Annotated in this window: 9 protein-coding genes; 8 read left to right on the top strand and 1 reads right to left on the bottom strand. The window is 39.9% G+C overall.

Annotated elements, in window-relative coordinates; genetic code table 11:
• Positions 1–2: 2 nt before the first annotated feature.
• From ACO052_RS11220 to ACO052_RS11200, 5 genes are all read left to right on the top strand, one after another.
• Positions 3–449 carry a hypothetical protein gene (locus ACO052_RS11220; RefSeq protein ID WP_422103844.1) on the top strand — a complete coding sequence of 149 codons (447 nt, stop codon included), beginning with the start codon at positions 3–5 and terminating at the stop codon, positions 447–449.
• Positions 450–933: 484 nt separating this feature from the next.
• The gene (locus ACO052_RS11215; protein WP_422103843.1) at positions 934–1,200 is read left to right on the top strand and encodes a hypothetical protein; all 267 of its coding nucleotides are present in this window, start codon (positions 934–936) and stop codon (positions 1,198–1,200) included.
• Positions 1,201–1,405: 205 nt separating this feature from the next.
• Positions 1,406–2,443 (top strand): site-specific integrase, encoded by a 1,038-nt coding sequence (locus tag ACO052_RS11210; RefSeq protein WP_422103842.1) that lies wholly within the window; start codon positions 1,406–1,408, stop codon positions 2,441–2,443.
• 55 nt (positions 2,444–2,498) lie between these two features.
• Positions 2,499–3,245, top strand: coding sequence for a toxin-antitoxin system YwqK family antitoxin (locus tag ACO052_RS11205; protein WP_422103841.1), 747 nt, complete (start codon positions 2,499–2,501; stop codon positions 3,243–3,245).
• Between the two features lie 107 nt (positions 3,246–3,352).
• Complete coding sequence (locus ACO052_RS11200) at positions 3,353–4,087, top strand: VIT1/CCC1 transporter family protein (protein ID WP_422103840.1); 735 nt, start codon at positions 3,353–3,355, stop codon at positions 4,085–4,087.
• Between the two features lie 36 nt (positions 4,088–4,123).
• On the opposite strand, the gene ACO052_RS11195 is transcribed toward ACO052_RS11200, so the two are convergent.
• Complete coding sequence (locus ACO052_RS11195) at positions 4,124–4,999, bottom strand: universal stress protein (protein WP_422103839.1); 876 nt, start codon at positions 4,997–4,999, stop codon at positions 4,124–4,126.
• A 232-nt stretch (positions 5,000–5,231) separates the two neighbouring features.
• On the opposite strand from ACO052_RS11195, the gene ACO052_RS11190 reads away from it, so the two are divergent.
• The 3 genes from ACO052_RS11190 (at position 5,232) to ACO052_RS11180 (ending at position 20,329) form a co-directional block, all read left to right on the top strand.
• Entirely contained in the window at positions 5,232–6,875 is a 1,644-nt protein-coding gene (locus tag ACO052_RS11190; RefSeq protein WP_422103837.1) for a M14 family zinc carboxypeptidase, read from the top strand.
• Between the two features lie 279 nt (positions 6,876–7,154).
• Positions 7,155–13,505 carry a choice-of-anchor D domain-containing protein gene (locus ACO052_RS11185; RefSeq protein WP_422103835.1) on the top strand — a complete coding sequence of 2,117 codons (6,351 nt, stop codon included), beginning with the start codon at positions 7,155–7,157 and terminating at the stop codon, positions 13,503–13,505.
• Between the two features lie 461 nt (positions 13,506–13,966).
• Positions 13,967–20,329 (top strand): choice-of-anchor D domain-containing protein, encoded by a 6,363-nt coding sequence (locus ACO052_RS11180; RefSeq protein ID WP_422103834.1) that lies wholly within the window; start codon positions 13,967–13,969, stop codon positions 20,327–20,329.
• Positions 20,330–20,726: the final 397 nt, after the last annotated feature.

Genomic DNA, 20,726 nt, shown 5'->3' with positions numbered 1-20,726 from the left:
GTATGAATATTTCTTATGAAATAATAGATGAAAAACAGATATTTGAAAGAACCGATCTTTCAAATTTAGATGAGCGCACTATAATTAATGAAATGTTTTATTGTAGAATATCTATGACAAATGACGAAAAAAAAACAGTTTCTTTTCGAGCACATATTTTTGAATTGATAAGTAGTTTTATAGGTGGTTTAAGAACTTTAGAAATGAATAAAATACCTAAAGAATATGAAGATGCTTCGGTAGGTGTTTTTGACTCTCGATATACAGAATATTATTTTAATATTTACAAACTAAGAATTGGTTATTTAATCTACGAAGATTATACAGACTTCATATTAAAAGGCGAGTACGAATATTTGTTGAGTGTTTTTGAAAAATTAAGAAAAGATGTGAAAAGTTATGCAATTAGTTTGGCTCCAAAACTTTTATCAAACCCTTTTTTCCACTAGCGTGGCATTTGTTCAGTTATTATGGCGCCCCCGCTACCGCACGAATCCGTTCGTGTGGTATAATTAGTTAAACTATTTTATTAGTTGTAGTTTTAATTAATGAGCCGTAGTTATAAATTCCATAATCCCCGATGGCGCAGACGTGGATAGCGCGGACTTGCAGTCCGAGTGAATGAACGTTATAATTTTAAATATATTTGATGGTGCTACCTCGGCACAGTTTGCAAATGAAACTGCGGGAAAATTAACCAAAAACATAACATGGCAATGCATCTATTTTTATAGGTTTATGGCTAAATAAAATTTCTCAAAATGAGAAAAATATACGCAGTTGTTTTTGGCTTATTAGGACTAATGGGCTGTAGCGACGATGATAACGACAATGGTAATTCTAGTATAGCTGGTACTTAGCAACTCGGTTCACTATCCGTAGAAAGCACCAACGACTATAATGGCAACGGGCAGGCCAATGCCAATTTATTGGATGAAACCTAATGTAGCCGAGGAGATCAACTTATTTTTAATTCAGATGGCACAGGTTTTTTTAGTTTTAGACACCGATAATATTCATTTAGATGTCGAGCAGTTACCAGATTCTAGTTATGAATATACCTATATGTGTAATACCATAACTGCTGTAAACTTTGTAATTACAATGATGTTCACCTTAGAAGGTAATACTCTAACCAATGCAGAAACCAATGGATTAGAAGTGCCCGTAATCATAGATAATGGAGGTTTTTTTGTGTAGACTATATTTTTGAAGACGCCACATAAACCTATACAAAACTATAAGTGCTTTCTGGTAATGGGGGACTCTCCCCTGCTGAGCTTGCCGAAGCATAGTCCAAACAACAAAACAACAACAAAGAGCTACTAGAAACGGCAGCTTCTCTTTTCTAAAGACCTAATAAAAATAATCCCCTAGATTTGTGTTTTTCTTAAAATAGGTCTAGATGAAAAAAACAACTCCCCTGCTCCCCTTGTTTCGACAGTTTATTAGGGATAGTCAAACCGGAAAACGCCTTAAGAAAAACGGTGAGCGCATCACCAACAGCGCCATTGATAATTACCGTTTTACCCTCAAGAATATTGAAGGTTTTATAGAAGAGACGGGCTTTGAGCTTCGTATATGTGATGCCTCAAAACTCAATAAGCGCGAGATGGGCTCTGAAAAAAACTACTGGAAGAAATTCTATAAAAAATTTACGGCCTACCTCTATAAAAAGGGTTGCTACGACAACTATGTGGGACATAACATCAAACAGATCCGAACATTTTTTAATTGGTTAAAGTACGATAAGGATCTCCCTACTGGCGATTTTCAGCGTTTGTTTTATGTGCGTAAAGAAGAAGTAGACATCTTGGTGTTATCCCCAGAACAATTAAAGTTTTTAATTCATGATGAGGCCTTTCACCATCAGCTCTCCCCTGCCCTACGACGTGTTAAGGATGTTTTTGTTTTTGGCTGTACCACAGGCCTACGGTTCTCGGACATCTACCAATTGACTTCCAAAAATTTTGAGAAACAAAACGGGGAATGGTATCTTAAGGTCAAATCCAAAAAAACCAAAACCTATAGCTATATCAAACTGCCCAACTATGCGGTGGATATTTACAAAAATTACAAGCCCAAATCGACACGACAGCCCATCTTTGGCAAGATCAGTCTATTTATCTTCAACCGAACCCTAAAGGGTATTGGCGAACGTGCAGGTTTTACGGAACCTATTGCCATGACCCGGGAACGCCTTGGTAAAGCCAAAAATGTGAGCGCCAATAAACAGCAACGCTTTTGCGATAAGATGAGCTCCCATATGATGCGACGAACCGCTATTACAACCTTATTGATTCTCGGCATGCCCGAGCATCTAGTACGAAAAATCAGTGGCCATAGCTATTCCAGCAAGTCCTTTAACCGCTATGTGCACTATGCTCAGGTCTATATCGATAAGGAAATCGATAAGGTACATGCCAAATTGGAAACTTATTAAGTCAGCTTTTGGATGAAACTAATGGAAAAAGTTTATTTTTATAAAAAACTATAGGATGCATAAACTAGTCGCAATTTTTGGATCGCTACTCCTTTTTTTATCTATAACTTCAGACCTTCAACGCAAACGAATAAGACAGGGCGATTTTGATATCGAGTGCTATGTGTATATTAAAAAGTTAGAGGGCTTTAATAAGAACAAAGAGTATTATTGGTTTAAATCTGGTGAGGTGCATAGTTCTTATGCCAATGCTGGAGGTTTATTATTACATGACGAGTTTAAGAAATTTTATAGATCCAAGCAATTGGCCCAACATGGTTTTTTTAATTATGGGTTAAAAAATGGCACCTGGAGACATTGGCACGAAAACGGAAAGGTGAAGACCGTTACCCATTGGAAAAATGGCTACAAGTCGGGCAAGTACTTCCAATATGACCAAAGTGGTGAGCTGATTGTATCTGGTAGTTTTAGAAAAGGTATAAGGGCTAATCAATGGATTAATCATAAAACAGCCGATACTACCTATTATAAAAATGACAGTGTTTACAGCGAGAAACCCCAAAGCAAAACCTCTAAATTCCTCAACAATATCTTTAGAAAGCGAGATTCGACAGAGATTGCGCAAAGACAACTAGAACGAACAGAAAAGCGACGACAAGATTCCATAAAACGCGCATCGAGAATCTTAAAACGACAACAAAGACGACATCAAGATTCCATAAAGCGAGTAGAGCGAAGACTGGAGCGGCAAGAAAAGAAGCGTCAGGATTCCATAAAACAACATTCAAAAACCGAAGACTAAACTTTTAACATCAGTGCCCATAAGGCTTTAACCACAAGTGAACAAACAGCCAATTATGAAATAGTTGCCGTTTCAAATGCTTTACAGCTATAATATCTTTTAAAACAATGCCGCCAAAAGAAAATCGCGAACACAGAAAAAAGATATGGTTCCAGAAGTACCAAGCGTATTTAGGTGAATTTGTTTATGGCGGTATCGATGGTGCGGTGACCACCTTTGCTGTTGTTTGTGGAGCTGTTGGCGCAGGACTGGATAATGCGGTCATTATCATACTAGGCTTTGCCAATTTACTAGCCGATGGTTTTGCCATGTCTGTAGGTGCTTATCTTTCGTCCAAGTCTGTTAAAGATAATTACAACAAATATAAGGCTATAGAGTACAGCGCTATTGAGAAGGCACCCGATTTGGGGCGCAAGCAAGTTGAAGCGATATACAAGGCCAAGGGATTTGAGGGAGAGATGCTACAACAAGTTGTGGATCGGATTACCGCAGATAAAGACCTTTGGGTCGATGTGATGATGAAAGATAAGTTAATCATGACTGAGGAAACCAAATCGCCTTTAATGATGGGCTTCGTGACCTATTGCTCTTTTATTTTAATCGGGCTGATTCCTTTACTGATTTATGTCTGGGATTACTTTAGCCCATTTCCCGGCAGTCTTTTTCTATGGACCAGTATTTTTACCTCTATTGGTTTTATGGTCATCGGAATATTAAAAACCTATGTCACGGAAACCAGCAAAATAAAAGGCATTTTAGAGACGCTCATCTTAGGAGCGTTAGCCGCTACGGTGTCTTACTTTGTTGGTGATGTTCTAGAAGGCATCATATTGGGCAATTGATAAATAGCTTTATCGAGGCTGCGCTTTTTAAATCTTTTATGCCGGAATCACCAAAAAAGGCGTACTTAAATGCATTGCAATCTTAGAAATCGTGGGCTTAAAGAATAAATTTTCAAAAAACATTTGCTTATTGTTAATCATCACTAAAAGTTCTGATTCATGGTCTTTTTGATAATCATAGATAACGTCTGCAATGTCCTTGTCCTCTTTAATAACTATATGGATTCTAAAACCAGAAAAAGCCTCTTCCAATAATACTCTGTGCCTTCGCTGGGTCGAGGTCAATCCTCTATAAGACACATGTAGAATGTTAATCTCGCTTTCGTGCAGTTCTAAAACCTTGGCAATAGCTTTTAAGTGATGGTATGAAAATGATATATTCAAATCAGACGGGAATAGTATATTGTTGATACCCTTAAATTTATAAGCTTCAGGTACAGCAATCACCGGACAACAACGTTTATTAATGACCTGAATGGCATTGGTACCAAATACTACCCTATCCGAAGCGGTTTCCCCCTTAGTACCCATAACGATAAGATCAATATGATGTTGTGATGTGACACGCACTATTTGATCCGGTAAAAAACCCTTAACGACCAGGATATTAAATTCTTTATGATGACCATAGTCGTTCATGATTGAAAAGGCGAAGTCGTATAGCCGTTCTTTGGTTTCGGCTTCAAGAATATCATGAATATTTTTACCTACAAGCCCCTTATGTATTTGGTACTCATAGGAAAAAATTGCAGGCGGATAGCAATGCAAAAAATAAAACTTACAGCTTTCAGCCTTGTAAAACTCTAAAGCATATCTAATCGCGTTTTCAGAGTTTTTTGAAAAATCGGTAGGCAATAAAATAGATAACATAGCAAATGGATTTTGGATTTCTTCACTATTAAAGTTAGTCATGCCGTTTAAATTTTCCCATGATATTTATCAGCTTAGCCCACTTAATATGTACTTTAAATACTGAGACCAATCGTACTTTTAATTCTGAAATTATAGGAGGAATCACGGACATATGTTTTTAATTTTCAAACAGGATATTACACTTAATCGATTTTTTAATACACTTTATGGATGAAAATTAAAATTAATTGATATATTAGCCTCAAAATTAGTTTCATTAATCCCAAATCTGATGAAAACAATTTACCTAAGCTTAACCGCTATGCTTTTGGTATGCCTATATGGTAATTCCCAAGAATTACAACAACAAGACATCGACCATTTATTGGATACTCAAGGGGAACTCACGTTCACATTTAGGGTTGATAATGAGAAAGAATTGGGATTCTTTACAAAATTGATGACCATTGTGGCGTTCAATGGAGATACACAAACGATAAAAGCTTGGGCTAATCGCGAGCAGTTTCAAAATTTCCTAGGCCTGAACATTCCCTATAAAGTCTACAAAGATGATAACGACATCAATGAACGCCTCATGTCCGATGATATTAGTGAGTATTCTAAAGCTCCAAAACTGGGCTATACCTTAGAATTTCCGCTAACGGCCTATCCGACCTATGCAGACTATGCCGCTCAAATGCAAAATTTTGAGACTGCGCATTCCGATATTGTTGATTTTTTTAGTATTGGACCTACTGGACAAGGCGATAAGGAACTACTCTTTGTAAAAATTTCTGATAATGTATTGACGGACGAAGCAGAACCAAAATTGCTATATACAGCCACCATGCATGGGGATGAACTCACTGGTTTTCCGATAATGATGAACCTTGTAGATTATTTAATCACTGCCTACAGGGACGAAAATCATCCAGATCATGCCAGAATCACAGACTTAATCAATGGTGCCGAGATATGGATTAACCCCAACGCCAATCCTGATGGTACGTATCACCTGAGTGCTGATAATACCTCAGTGGCCCATGCGCGAAGAGGTAATGCTAATAACGTAGATTTAAACAGAAATTATCCAGATAACCTCGAAGGAGCCCATCCCGACGGTGAAGTTTATCAGACCGAAACGCTGACTTTTATGGAACTGGCTGAGAACAATCATTTTGTGGTAGCCGCCAACTTTCACAGTGGTATCGAATTGGTCAACTATCCATGGGACAATACCTACGACAGACACCCTGATGATTCTTGGTTTGTGCTTACAGCTGGAGAGTACCGGGATAATGCTCAGAATAATAGCCCTTCAGGATATATGGATGATGAAAATAATGGTATCACTAATGGCGCAGACTGGTATTTGGTGAATGGAAGTCGACAAGATTACATGAACCACGACCACCGCTGCAAAGAAATGACCATAGAGTTATCTACGATCAAAAAACCGTATTCAAGTCAATTAAAAACACTTTGGAATTATAATAAAGATGCCTTAATCGACTATCTCATACAAGGCACCTATGGGTTTAGAGGATTTATAAAAGATGTCAATACGGAACAACCCATAGAGGGGGCTACCATAATGGTTGCAGGGCATGATAAGCTTGGCTCCTGGACGACTTCCGATTCGCATGGTAGCTATTACCGACCCATATTTGCTGGAACCTATGATTTGGTGGTAGAGGCCCCTAACTACGAGCCCATGGTTCTCACTGCTATGCGTATTGAAAATTACCAAACCAAACAGCTAGGTACCATAAGACTGGCACCAATTGTACCAACAGATGCTGAAAGTTCTATTGTAGGAAGCCCTGATGCTTCAGTGACAAGCAAGCCTCTTACCAACAGTTATGAGATACCTAGCGGACCAAGTTTTTCTAATGTCTTGATAGATACCTTCAAAAGTCGCATTGAGGAAAAATGATTACAGATGGCCACTCATATATGGAGTGATATCTCACACTAACCTACCCAAAAGAAGGCCAACTACAAGTCAAATCAATCCTAGGTAGTCCACCTTGTTTTCCAATAGTCAAAATCGTTCGGATAAGTATTGATTTTAGTATAAATCTCTTTAATTTAAAAACTTCATTTTCAATAATTTACAATTAATACTGTGTATTTCATCGATTATTTTTGCACTTTATGGAATAAAGTTTTATGTTTGACGCATAATTTTAGTCCCAAACTAAACTTACCCCTTATGAGAACTTTTACCTTAAAACTAGGGAAACGTGCATTAATGTGCTATGCACTTTTTTTGACTTCATTAAGTTATTCACAAGTTACCGTTGCCTCTTATGATTTTGAATCTGGTCTACAAGGTTGGACCGTTGGTGGTAGCGATGCAGCATTATTTACGAATTCGACTTGGGCTTGTAATGGCAGCCAAATGATTTATTCCAAGGATGATGAGACGCCCAATAATTATATGACCTCGCCCGTTGTGGATTTAACCGGTTATGCTTTTGTTAGTGTCTCTTTCTGCCATAAATCATTTAATGTCGATAATGGTGAAGGTTTTAATCTCCAATATTATGACGGAACGAGCTGGACCACTGTAAGGACTTGGACTTTTGGAGTAGATTGGGCGACTAATGGTAGTGGCTCATCAACTAGTTTTGATGCAATCTTAAGTAGTGGAACTTACACATTTAATGCAAGCTCACAATTTAGATTGTCTAGTACTGCTGATGGCAATAGCGAATATAGTCTTTTTGATGATGTCCTTATTGAAGGTTCTAGCAGCCCAATTTATTGTGGCTCTTACGGACATTTAAGCTATGATACTGGTGTTACCAACGTTACTTTTGAATCCATCAACAACTCCGATGGTACCGGAAAAGACGTAGGCTATGAGGACTTTACTGCTACACACATTGCTAATGTATCTCCAGGTGGTACAGAGTCGTTAAGCGTTAGTCTCAACACGGATGGTAATTACACAATACATGCCTATGCATGGATCGACTGGAATCTGGATGGTGACTTCGATGATGCGGGTGAAGCTTACGACCTTGGCACTGCCCAAAATGTCACTAGCGGAGCAACAAGCGCATCCCCCTTAACAATTAATATTCCTGCTGGTGCAACACCTGGGACCACAAGAATGCGGGTATCCGCAAAATACAATTCAGATCCCACCAGCTGTGAAAAAAACTTTGATGGGGAGGTTGAAGATTACGGTATCGTCATAGCTGCTCCTGTGGGTCCCGAAATCAATTTACGAGGTAACGGTACAAACATCGTAGATGGTGACACAACACCGGACGTTTCTGATGATACGGATTTCGGAGATGTGAATACGACCGGTGGAACGGATGTGCATACATTCACCATTCAAAATATTGGAACTACCGCCTTAAATCTGACCGGTGGTTCTCCATATGTTAGCATTACTGGTGCTAATGCGGGAGATTTTACCTTGACCGCCAATCCAACAACACCGATTGCTTCTAGTGGTTCCACGACATTTAATATTACCTTCGATCCCAGTGCCGATGGATTAAGAACGGCTACCGTAAGCATTGCCAGTAACGATACCGATGAAAATCCATATACCTTCGATATTCAAGGTAACGGATTTAATCCTCTAGCAGAGATGGATGTCTTAGGAAATTCCAATGCGATCGCAGATGGGGATACTACACCCTCGTTTTTGGACAATACCGACTTTGGAAATGTTATTGCCTCTGCTGGTTCTACCGCCAATACCTTTGTGATTGAAAATAATGGTGGATCCAATACACTCAACTTAACAGGAAGCTCCCCATACGTTAGTATTACGGGGTCATCTGACTTTTCGGTGACCGCTATACCAAGTAATGCCATTACAGCTGGCAGCAGCACAAGTTTTGCTATCACATTTACCCCGACGAGTTTAGGTCTCATTACAGCATCGGTAAGTATCGCCAATAGCGATGCCGATGAAAACCCCTATAATTTTAGTATTCAGGGGACTGGTATTGTTGCCCCGCCTTGTGGATCTTCAGTGATACATACCGCGAGTTTTGAAACCGGACTAGACGGTTGGACCTCAGGTGGTGTTGATGCCACCAGAGAAAATAATGCAACTTGGTCCTATGGTGGTAATTATAGTTTAAGAGTAAGAGATGATGATGCAGCGGGTTCGACGTCTTCTTTTGACTCCCCTGCATTTGACTTATCAGCCTACGATAAAGTAGATTTTGCATTCTTCTTTGCCCCTAATAGTATGGAATCCACATATAGTGGTGGTAGCCCCAATACTAAAACGTATACAGAAGAATTTATTTTTGAATATAGTAGTGATAATGGGACGAACTGGACCACTGTTCGAACATTTGAAAGTGGTGATATTTCTAATAATGATGCTGATTTTGCAACATCTTCAACAGCTACATTCTATCATAGAACAGTGACCTTACATAGTTCAGACTACACATTCCCAGCGTCTACAGTATCGCGCTTTAGAATACGATGTGATGCCAGCGAAGATGATGATGAAGTCTATATAGACGATATAACAATTACTGGTGTTGGATATTGTACGCCTACCGCAGGACCTGGAGGTATAGCTAGTAATCTAGACCTCTGGCTGAAAGCTGATATGGTTAATGGCTCCAATGAAAATGGTGATGGTACCGCCGTAAGTCAATGGGTAGATAATGGCAAAGGGAATAATGCCGAAGTCGTTGTAACAGGATTAGAACCTACTTACCAAAACAACACGACTAGGAATATTAATTTTAATCCAGTTATTGACTTCACAAATGATAATACCACTGCAGGTGCTGATTTAACCTATATTTCAAATCTCGGGTCCAGGGATGTATTAACCGGTACCGGAGGATTTAACAGTAACGATATGTTTGTGGTTCTCATACCAGATATCGCAATAAATAATACCATGTTACCTGCAGACACCTTTACAAGTACTGATCCGACAGGTATTTGGGGAGCACAAGATGTAACGGGATTTGGTTATGGTGCTTATAGTCAAAGATTTTCTAATGAATACTTTGCCTATTGTATAGGTTCAAGTAGCGGATCGGGTAATGGCTATGGAAGAGCCGATAATACAGGGACTGTAAATTATAATCAAGTAAGCATTGTTAATATAAGACATAATGCGGCAGTAACTGACATGGATATGTATCTCAATGCTAATGCTATCGGAAATACCACTTCAGATGCCGCGGATTTTGCAGCAGTGAACAATACTAGATTTTGGTTGGGTCGTAGTCAATATTTTGAAGGTAGCTTTGATGGTCGTATTGCTGAAGTTATTACCTATTCTGCGACTAATAATGATGGCGACTTAACACAGGCCAGAAACAGAATCCAATCCTATTTAGCTATAAAATATGGTATTACCCTAGGAGCCAATGGGACTTCACAAGATTATGTCGATAGTGACGGTACCGTTATTTGGGATCAATCCGCTAATGCCAGTTATGCTTATGATGTTGCCGGTATTGGTCGTGATGATGCTTCTGAACTTAACCAAAAGCAATCCAGAAGTGTTAATGATGCCGCAGATGGTACGGGGAGAACACAGGGTGTACTCACCATGGGCCTAACGGATATTTACGATACCAATACCGAAAACAAAAACACCAATACCACCACCTTTAATGATAAAGAGTTTTTAATGTGGGGGAGTAATGGTGTTAATCTGGATTTAGCAGCCACTACGGTAACTGTTAATATGAGTTCCGGCATTACACCAGCTTTAACTACTAACGTAACATTTACAGCAATGCAACGTATTTGGAAAGTTGTAGAAAATGGTGGTGACATCCCAGATGTGAAGGTACGTATTCAACAAGACGCCATTAGGAATATATCACCTCCAGGAAACTATTACATGTTTATTTCAGATACGGGGGTTTTCGACCCAACAGCAGATTATAGAGTAATGACTTCTGACGGAAGCGGTAACCTGGAAGCCGTGTATGACTTTGATGGTACCAAATATATTACCTTTGGTTATGCCCCACAGGTCATTGAAGAACGCTCCGTTTATTTTGATGGTGCCGTGGATTATATCGATATGGAAGACAACTTGGATTTAGAGCCAACTGGATTTACCATCTCTGCATGGATAAAACGCGATGCCGCCGATACGGGCACCAAATCGATTGTATCTAAACGAACTACAGCATTTTCTTCGGGATTCGACTTTAGAATATCCGATGCCAATAGAATACAAATGTATTGGGTAAACGGCAGCGGAACACAACTATTAAATGCCAACGTCGGGATACCGGATGATGAGTGGCACCACGTCGCAGCGATTTATAATGGAACGACCATAGCACTCTATATAGACGGTGTCTTGAACAGATCAGCAACCAGGAGTGCCCCGGTAGACACGGATGATTCATTCTTAATTGGCGCCGCAGGTAAGGGCACCATTACCCAACACTTTAGGGGTAATATCGATGAAGTTCGTGTTTGGGATACGGCACTTTCATTAGATCAGCTGCGCTTCGTCATGAATCAAGAGATTGAGGACAACGCAGGTCAAGTGATGGGTAAAGAATTACCGACATCCATTACAAAGAACGATATTAATGCCATACCATGGAGTGATCTGGCCGGTTATTACCCAATGTCGGTCTATACCTATACGAATACAGACGATGCTTCTGGAAATGGCAACCAGGGAGCCTTGAGAAATCTGAACACCGTGGATCGACAAACCGCTCCACTACCCTACCAGTCTACCCAGGATGGCAATTGGGATACGAGTGCAACTTGGACCAATGGTGATATTCAAACCATTCCGGGAGCCGCATCGATTGTAGATGCATCCGTTACCGTGGATTGGAATATTGTGAGAACATCGCATAACATAACCATGGATAATTCATCCTTGCCTTCTGGAAAAAATGACAATAGAGAAGTATTGGCCCTGTATGTGGATGCCAATGAGCTCACCTTACCCGGGGATAATGCAGCGGATACTGGTAATGCCCTTACCGTGTCCCATTACTTAAGCTTAACCGGAAAAATTGACCTTGAAGGGGAATCTCAATTGATTCAAGAGAACGATAGCGATCTTCTGGTAGCCACAAATGGCGAACTTGAAAGGGATCAGCAAGGTACAGCAGACACCTATACTTATAATATCTGGTCATCACCGGTTGGTGCAACGGATACAGCTACCAATAACTATAGCTATACGGTCCAAGATATTATATATGATGGTACCAATCCCGTTAACTTTGTGGCCGCAGGTTACGATGGAAGTCCAACGAACCCCATAACCATTGCATCTTTCTGGATTTGGAAATTTGCGAACCAAACCACTGACGATTATTCCTCATGGCAGCATGTAAGACGAACGGGAACTTTATTTGCCGGGGAAGGATTTACTATGAAGGGGCCTGGTTCGGGCGCAATCTTAGACGAACAGAATTATGTCTTCCTAGGAAAACCAAATAATGGTGAAATTACATTAACCATTAATGCGGGTAACAGCTACCTCGTTGGTAATCCGTATGCATCAGCCCTTAATGCTGACGAATTTATCGCGGACAACGCGGCAGCGCTATCGGGTACGCTTTATTTCTGGGAGCATTGGGGTGGCAATTCTCATATCCTAAGTGAATACCAAGGTGGCTATGCCCTGTACAACCTTTCTGGAGGCGTACCGGCACCGGCACCAGACCCCGATGTGGCACAGGTTGGTGTGGGTACAAAAACACCAGGTCAGTACATCCCGGTAGGTCAAGGCTTCTTCGTACAGGGAACAGGTACGGGTACCATAACTTTCGAAAACGACCAACGTGTTTTCCAGAAAGAGGGTAGCGCAAGCTCAGTATTTTTGAGGGGTGGAAATGTTTCAAATACTGAAATCGATAGTAGTGCTATTGATGAGAGGATGAAATTTAGAATTCGTTTTAGGTCCAATAATGATTTGCATATAGAACGACAAATTTTATTGACCATAGATGAGAATACAACATCAGATGTCGATTGGGGCTATGATGGTATATTGGATAACGATCAGACCGACGACATGTTCTGGATGATTAATGATGACAAATACATTATCCAAGCTAGTAATAGTGCTGATATATCGACCACATATCCAGTAGGTCTTAAAACCAGTGTAGACGGTATTAATACCATTTCAATTGATGCCTTAGAAAATGTACCTGATGACATCAACATTTATCTGCACGATATTGATCTTGGATTATATCACGACTTAAGAGTAAGTGATTATGAAGTTTTCTTAAATGCAGAACAATACCTAGATCGCTTCGAAATCACCTTTGCCACTGAAGCACAATTACTGGGCATTGATGATGAAGACAACCAAAGTCTCGATGTCCTTTATTCAAATGATAAAGAAAAAATTGTATTGATTAACCCTAACTTTATAGATGTACAGTCCATTGAACTCTTCAATGTTCTTGGCCAATCGGTTTACGCTATAGAAGACGTTTCAGAAAGCGGTTACTCTGAATACGAGGTTAAGAACTTAAGTACTGGAACTTATATTATTAAGTTATATACTGTAAGCGGTTCAGTAACGACTAAGAAAGTTTTAGTTAAGTAATTTTTGCCCCAAATCTTAAATCTTAACCAAAGAAAAGCCCTGAATATTCTAGGGCTTTTTTCATTATTTTATACAATATCGTACAATTAATATGTATTTTATCGATAAAATCAAACACTTTATAGATTATTTCAATTTTTTTTGTTATGTTTAGCCCTGAAAACAAATAAACTAAAGTTTTCGCTGTCCATATTATCAAATGATGTTAATGTGGCTATTATCGATAGGCAAGGAAAATTCACAAAATCTGTTATATTCAACAACCCCAATAACGATGTGGATGTTTCTGAACTTGGAAAAGGGATGAATACGATAAACCTTTCAAGTTCAAGACAATCGTTTATCGAAAAATAAAACGCATTGTAAAACAATAAAATCTTTACCCCATAACATATAAAAAGTAAAATTCTTACCCCATAAGATATACAATATTTATTATCAATTAATGAAATTGACCTATTATGGGACGTAAACTGCTTATTAAAAGAGCATCTCTATTTGCTGCTCTAATTATTTTTAGTTATGGTATAGGTGCACAGACCACCGTCGCCTCTTACGATTTTGAATCTGGTCTACAAGGCTGGACCGTTGGTGGTAGCGATGCAGCATTATTTACGAATTCGACTTGGGCTTGTAATGGCAGCCAAATGATTTATTCCAAAGATGATGAGACGCCCAATAATTATATGACCTCGCCCGTTGTGGATTTAACCGGTTATGCTTTTGTTAGTGTCTCTTTCTGCCATAAATCATTTAATGTCGATAATGGTGAAGGTTTTAATCTCCAATATTATGACGGAACGAGCTGGACCGTTGTAAGAACTAGGACTTTTGGAGTAGATTGGGCGACCAATGGTAGTGGCTCATCAACTAGTTTTGATGCAATCTTAAGTAGTGGAACTTACACATTTAATGCAAGCTCACAATTTAGATTGTCTAGTACTGCTGATGGCAATAGCGAATATAGTCTTTTTGATGATGTCCTTATTGAAGGTTCTAGCAGCCCAATTTATTGTGGCTCTTATGGGAATTTAGACTATCAAACTGGTGTTACCAACGTTACTTTTGAATCCATCAACAACTCCGATGGTACAGGAAAAGACGTTGGCTATGAGGACTTTACCGCTACACACATTGCTAACGTATCGCCAGGTGGTACGGAGTCCTTAAGCGTTAGTCTCAATACGGATGGTAATGTCACAATACATGCCTATGCATGGATCGACTGGAATCTGGATGGTGACTTCGATGATGCGGGTGAAGCTTACGACCTTGGCACCGCCCAAAATGTCACTAGCGGAGCAACAAGCTTATCACCCTTAACGATTAATATTCCTGCTGGTGCAACACCTGGGACCACAAGAATGCGGGTATCCGCAAAATACAATTCAGATCCCACCAGCTGTGAAAAAAATTTTGACGGTGAGGTTGAAGATTACGGTATCGTCATAGCTGCTCCTGTGGGTCCCGAAATCAATTTACAAGGTAACGGTACAAACATCGTAGATGGTGACACAACACCGGACGTCTCTGATGATACGGATTTCGGAGATGTGAATACGACCGGTGGAACGGATGTCCATACATTCACCATTCAAAATATTGGAACAACTACTTTGAATTTAACTGGTAGTTCACCTTATGTAAGTATATCTGGTGACACAGCAGATTTTACATTAAGCACAACACCTTCATCTACTATAAGTGCTAGTAGTTCAACGACATTTAATATTACCTTTGATCCCACTGTAGACGGTTTACGAACCGCAACTATAAGCATTGCTAGTAACGATACCGATGAAAATCCATATACTTTCGATATTCAAGGTAACGGATTTAATCCTTTGGCAGAGATGGATGTCTTTGGAAACTCCAATGCGATTGCCGATGGGGATACAACACCCTCGTTTTTGGACAATACCGATTTTGGAAATGTTATTGCTTCATCTAATTCCTCGGCCAATACCTTTGTGATTGAAAATAATGGTGGGTCCAATACACTTAACTTAACAGGAAGCTCCCCATACGTTAGTATTACGGGCTCATCTGACTTTTCGGTAACCTCTATACCAAGTAATGCCATTACTGCTGGTAGTAGCACAAGTTTTGTTATTACATTTACCCCAACGAGTTTAGGTCTCATTACCGCATCCGTGAGTATCGCTAATAGTGACGCCGATGAAAACCCCTATAATTTTAGTATTCAGGGAACTGGTATAGTTGCACCGCCTTGTGGATCTTCAGTGATACATACCGCGAGTTTTGAAACCGGACTAGACGGTTGGACCTCAGGTGGTGTTGATGCCACCAGAGAAAATAATGCAACTTGGTCCTATGGTGGTAATTATAGTTTAAGAGTAAGAGATGATGATCCCACAGGAACGACATCGTCTTTCGATTCCCCGGCCTTTGATCTATCGAGCTACGACAAGGTAGATTTCAAATTCTTTTTTGCCCCCAACAGTATGGAGTCTACATATGATGGTGGTACCCCGAATACTAAAACTTATACAGAAGAATTCATTTTAGAATACAGCAGTGACAACGGAACTAATTGGACAACCTTATATACTTTTGAAAGTGGTAAAATCGCAGAACAAGATGCCGATTTTGAAACCTCGTCGTCCACCATATTTTACGGGAGAATCGTGACGCTTAAAAGTTCGGATTACAGCTTCCCCGCCTCAGCCATATCGCGTTTTAGACTTCGCTGTGATGCAAGTGAAGATAATGATGAAGTCTTTATCGATGATATTACCATTACCGGAACCAGTTATTGTACCCCGACAAAAGCCCCTGGTGGCGTAACGGACAATTTAGATCTTTGGCTGAAAGCAGATATGATCGACGGTATCGGTGAAGGTTCCGATGGTGCTTTGGTAAGTCAAATGGTGGATAATGGAAAGGGGAACAATGCAGAAGTTATGGTAACTGGGCTAGAGCCAACTTACCAAAACAATACCTCAAGGAATATTAATTTTAATCCGGTTATCGATTTTACAAATGACCTCAATACGGCTGGTTCTGATTTAACCTATATTGCAAATCTTGGGTCTAGGGATGTACTAACTGGTACAGGAGGCTTCAATAGCTCCGATATGTTCGTGATCATTATTCCAGATGTCATCATTACAAATACCATGTTCCCTGCTGATGCCTTTACCAGTACCAATCCAACTACAAATAACACTAGGACAGAAGATGTTACAGGATTTGGCTATGGTGCTTATAGTCAAAGATTTACCAGTGAGTATTTTGGTTACTGTATTGGGACATATAGTACAAGTTCAGGTATAGGTTATGGAAGAGCAGATAACTCTGGGACAACAAATTTTAATCAAGTTAGCATCATCAACATTAGACACAATTCCACTGATACCGATATGGATATGTTCCTCAATGCCAAAGCTTTTGGAAATGTTACTGCTGATGCAGCTTCCTTTGGTACGGTTAATGATACAAGATTTTGGTTGGGTCGTAGTCAGTATTTTGAAGGCAGCTTTGATGGCCGTATTGCCGAGGTTATTACTTATTCTGCTACGAATGATGATGGGGACTTAACACAGGCCAGAAACAGAATCCAATCCTATTTAGCTATAAAATACGGTATTACCCTAGGAGTCAATGGCACATCACAAGACTATGTAGACAGTGACGGTACCGTTATTTGGGATCAATCCGCTAATGCTAGTTATAACTATGATGTAGCAGGAATCGGTCGCGATGATGCTTCTGAACTTAACCAAAAGCAATCCAGAAGTGTTAATGATGCCGCAGATGGTATTGGGAGAACACAGGGTGTGCTTACCATGGGCCTAACGGATATTTACGATACCAATACGGAAAACAAAAACACCAATACCACCACCTTTAATGATAAAGAGTTTTTAATGTGGGGAAACAATGGTGTAGACTTAAATTTAACGGCTTCAGTAATATCAGTCAATATGAGTGCAGGAATTACGCCTGCCCTAACGACGGACGTGACGTTTACGGGGATGCAACGAATATGGAAAGTTGTAGAAAATGGCGGTGACATCCCAGAGGTTAAAGTGCGTTTACAAGAAGATGCTGTAAGAAATATTGCACCACCCGGGAACTACTACATGTTTATTTCAGATACGGGTGTATTTGATCCTACTTCCGATTATAGAGTAATGACTTCTGACGGAAGCGGTAACCTAGAGGCTGTATATGACTTTGATGGTACCAAATATATTACCTTTGGCTATGCCCCACAGGTCATTGAAGAGCGCTCCGTTTATTTTGATGGTGCCGTGGATTATATCGATATGGAAGACAACTTGGATTTAGAGCCAACAGGATTTACCATCTCTGCATGGATTAAACGCGATGCCGCCGATACGGGCACCAAATCTATTGTATCTAAACGAACCACAGCATTTTCTTCGGGATTCGACTTTAGAATATCCGATGCCAATAGAATACAAATGTATTGGGTAAACGGCAGTGGTACACAACTTTTAAATGCCAACGTTGGGATACCGGATGATGAGTGGCACCACGTCGCAGCGATTTATAATGGAACGACCATAGCACTCTATATAGACGGTGTCTTGAACAGATCAGCCACTAGGAGTGCCCCGGTAGATACGGATGACTCATTTTTAATTGGTGCCGCAGGTAAGGGTACCATTACCCAACATTTTAGGGGTAATATTGATGAAGTTCGTGTTTGGGATACGGCACTTTCATTAGATCAGTTGCGCTTTGTCATGAATCAAGAGATTGAGGACAACTCGGGTCAGGTAATGGGTAAAGTATTACCGACATCGATTACAAAGAACGATATTAATGCCATACCATGGAGTGATCTGGCCGGTTATTATCCAATGTCGGTCTATACCTATACGAATACAGACGATGCTTCTGGAAATGGCAACCAGGGAGCCTTGAGAAATCTGAACACTGTGGATCGACAAACCGCTCCACTACCCTACCAGTCTACCCAGGATGGCAATTGGGATACTAGCGCAACTTGGACCAATGGCGATATTCAAACCATTCCGGGAGCTGCATCGATTGTAGACGCATCCGTTACCGTGGATTGGAACATTGTAAGGACATCGCATAACGTGACCATGGACAATTCATCCTTGCCCTCTGGAAAAAATGACAATAGAGAAGTATTGGCCTTGTATGTGGATGCCAATGAGCTCACTTTATCTGGGGATAATGCAGCGGATACTGGTAATGCCCTTACCGTGTCACATTACCTGAGCTTGACCGGAAAAATTGACCTTGAAGGGGAATCACAACTGATCCAAGAGAACGATAGCGATCTCATGGTAGCCACTAATGGCGAACTTGAAAGGGATCAGCAAGGTACGGCAGATACCTATACTTATAATATCTGGTCATCACCGGTTGGTGCAACGGATACAGCTACCAATAACTATAGTTATACCATCCCACAAGTCATAATGGATGGTAGTGACGCTAGCAACCCACAGCCTATTAGTTTCATTAGTGGCTATGATGGTACCAATACCAGTCCAATCGGCATCGCCTTTCATTGGCTTTGGAAGTTTTCTAATTCTACCTCTGGCGATTACTCATCTTGGCAACATGTGCGCAGAACAGGCCTAATGTCTCCAGGCGAAGGATTTACAATGAAAGGCCCAGGTACAGGGGACATATTGGATGAGCAAAATTATGTCTTTTCTGGAAAACCAAATAATGGTGACATCACCTTAAATATTAATTCTGGTAATAGCTATCTTGTGGGCAATCCTTATGCTTCGGCAATTGATGCTGACGAGTTTATTAATGACAATCCTAACTTATCAGGCACTCTTTCTTTCTGGGAGCATTGGGGTGGCGGTTCACATATACTCTCTGAATATCAAGGGGGCTACGCCCTTTATAATTTATCTGGCGGGGTTTCGGCACCAGCCCCGCATCCCGATGTAGCTCAAGTCGGTGTGGGGACCAAAACACCTGGTAGCTATATCCCCGTTAGTCAGGGCTTCTTTGTAAACGGTACTAGTAATGGAACTATCACTTTTGAAAATGACCAGCGTGTATTTGTAAAGGAAAGTGATGGAAATTCTATATTTATGCGTGGCGCTAACGTTGCGAACTCTGAGCCGCAGGATAATAGTAATGCCGATGAACGAATGAAATTTAGACTTGGTTTCAAATCGAATAACGCTCTTCAGCTAAGTCGACAAATTCTGTTGACCATCGATGAGAATACGACACCTGAAGTGGACTGGGCCTATGATGGTATATTGGATGATGATCAGAGTCAGACCGACGATATGTACTGGATGATTAATGATGAGAAATACATTATTCAAGCCAGTAATGAGGCCAGTACCACAACTATTTTTCCACTAGGTATCAAAACAAGTATTGACGGTACTAACACCATCAGAATTGATTCCTTAGCGTATGTTCCTGAGGATCTTAATATATATGTGCATGATATTGACCTCAACCTTTATCATGATTTAAGAACTGAGGCTTATGAAGTCTCATTAGATGCTGGCGAATATTTAAATCGTTTTGAAATCGTTTTTGATACACCAGAAACCTTATCTGATAACGACCTCAACGTCGAAGATTTAAAAGTGTACTATAGTTCTAATCGCCTCAAAATCGTTGTTTTAAATCCCAAGTTGATAGAATTGCAACAATTACAGGTGTATACTATTAATGGACAGGTGGTTTATAACAATACCAATTTATGGCGTGAATCCTATAATGAATATGATCTTCAAAATATCAGTACAGGTGTCTATATTATACAACTTAAAACCTTGACCGGAGCACTCTCCAAAAAAATTATAATAAAGTAGAAGTAGTTTTATATTTTTGGTTAATGCCCGGAAAAGCCGCAATCAGTATCTTAATACTGATTGCGGCTTTTCCTGCTTTATAGCTTTTAATACAGCATCAAAATATGAGGTTTCTTGCTCTCAAGTTTCCATACGCCTTAACGTAAACATTCAGAAAGCAATTACCTGAATACAGCGTTAAGAATGTAAGTATAGGAACTTTATGCTATTAAATTAGGTGGTTTAGCCGCTACCAAGAACGTTTTAGTTAAGTAATTTTTGCCTTAAATCTTAATCGAGGACAAATCCTGAATTGTTCTAAGGTTTTTTCACTATTTCCCATAAAATCGCATAGTTAATGTGTATTTTGTCGATAAAATCAAACACTTTATGGATTATTTCAATTTTTTTTGTTATG

The sequence above is a fragment of the Winogradskyella sp. genome, from assembly GCF_965228925.1.
Taxonomy (GTDB): Bacteria; Bacteroidota; Bacteroidia; order Flavobacteriales; family Flavobacteriaceae; genus Winogradskyella.
The sequence above is the reverse complement of the archived record's forward strand: the minus strand, read 5'-3'. Positions and strand labels throughout refer to the sequence as shown.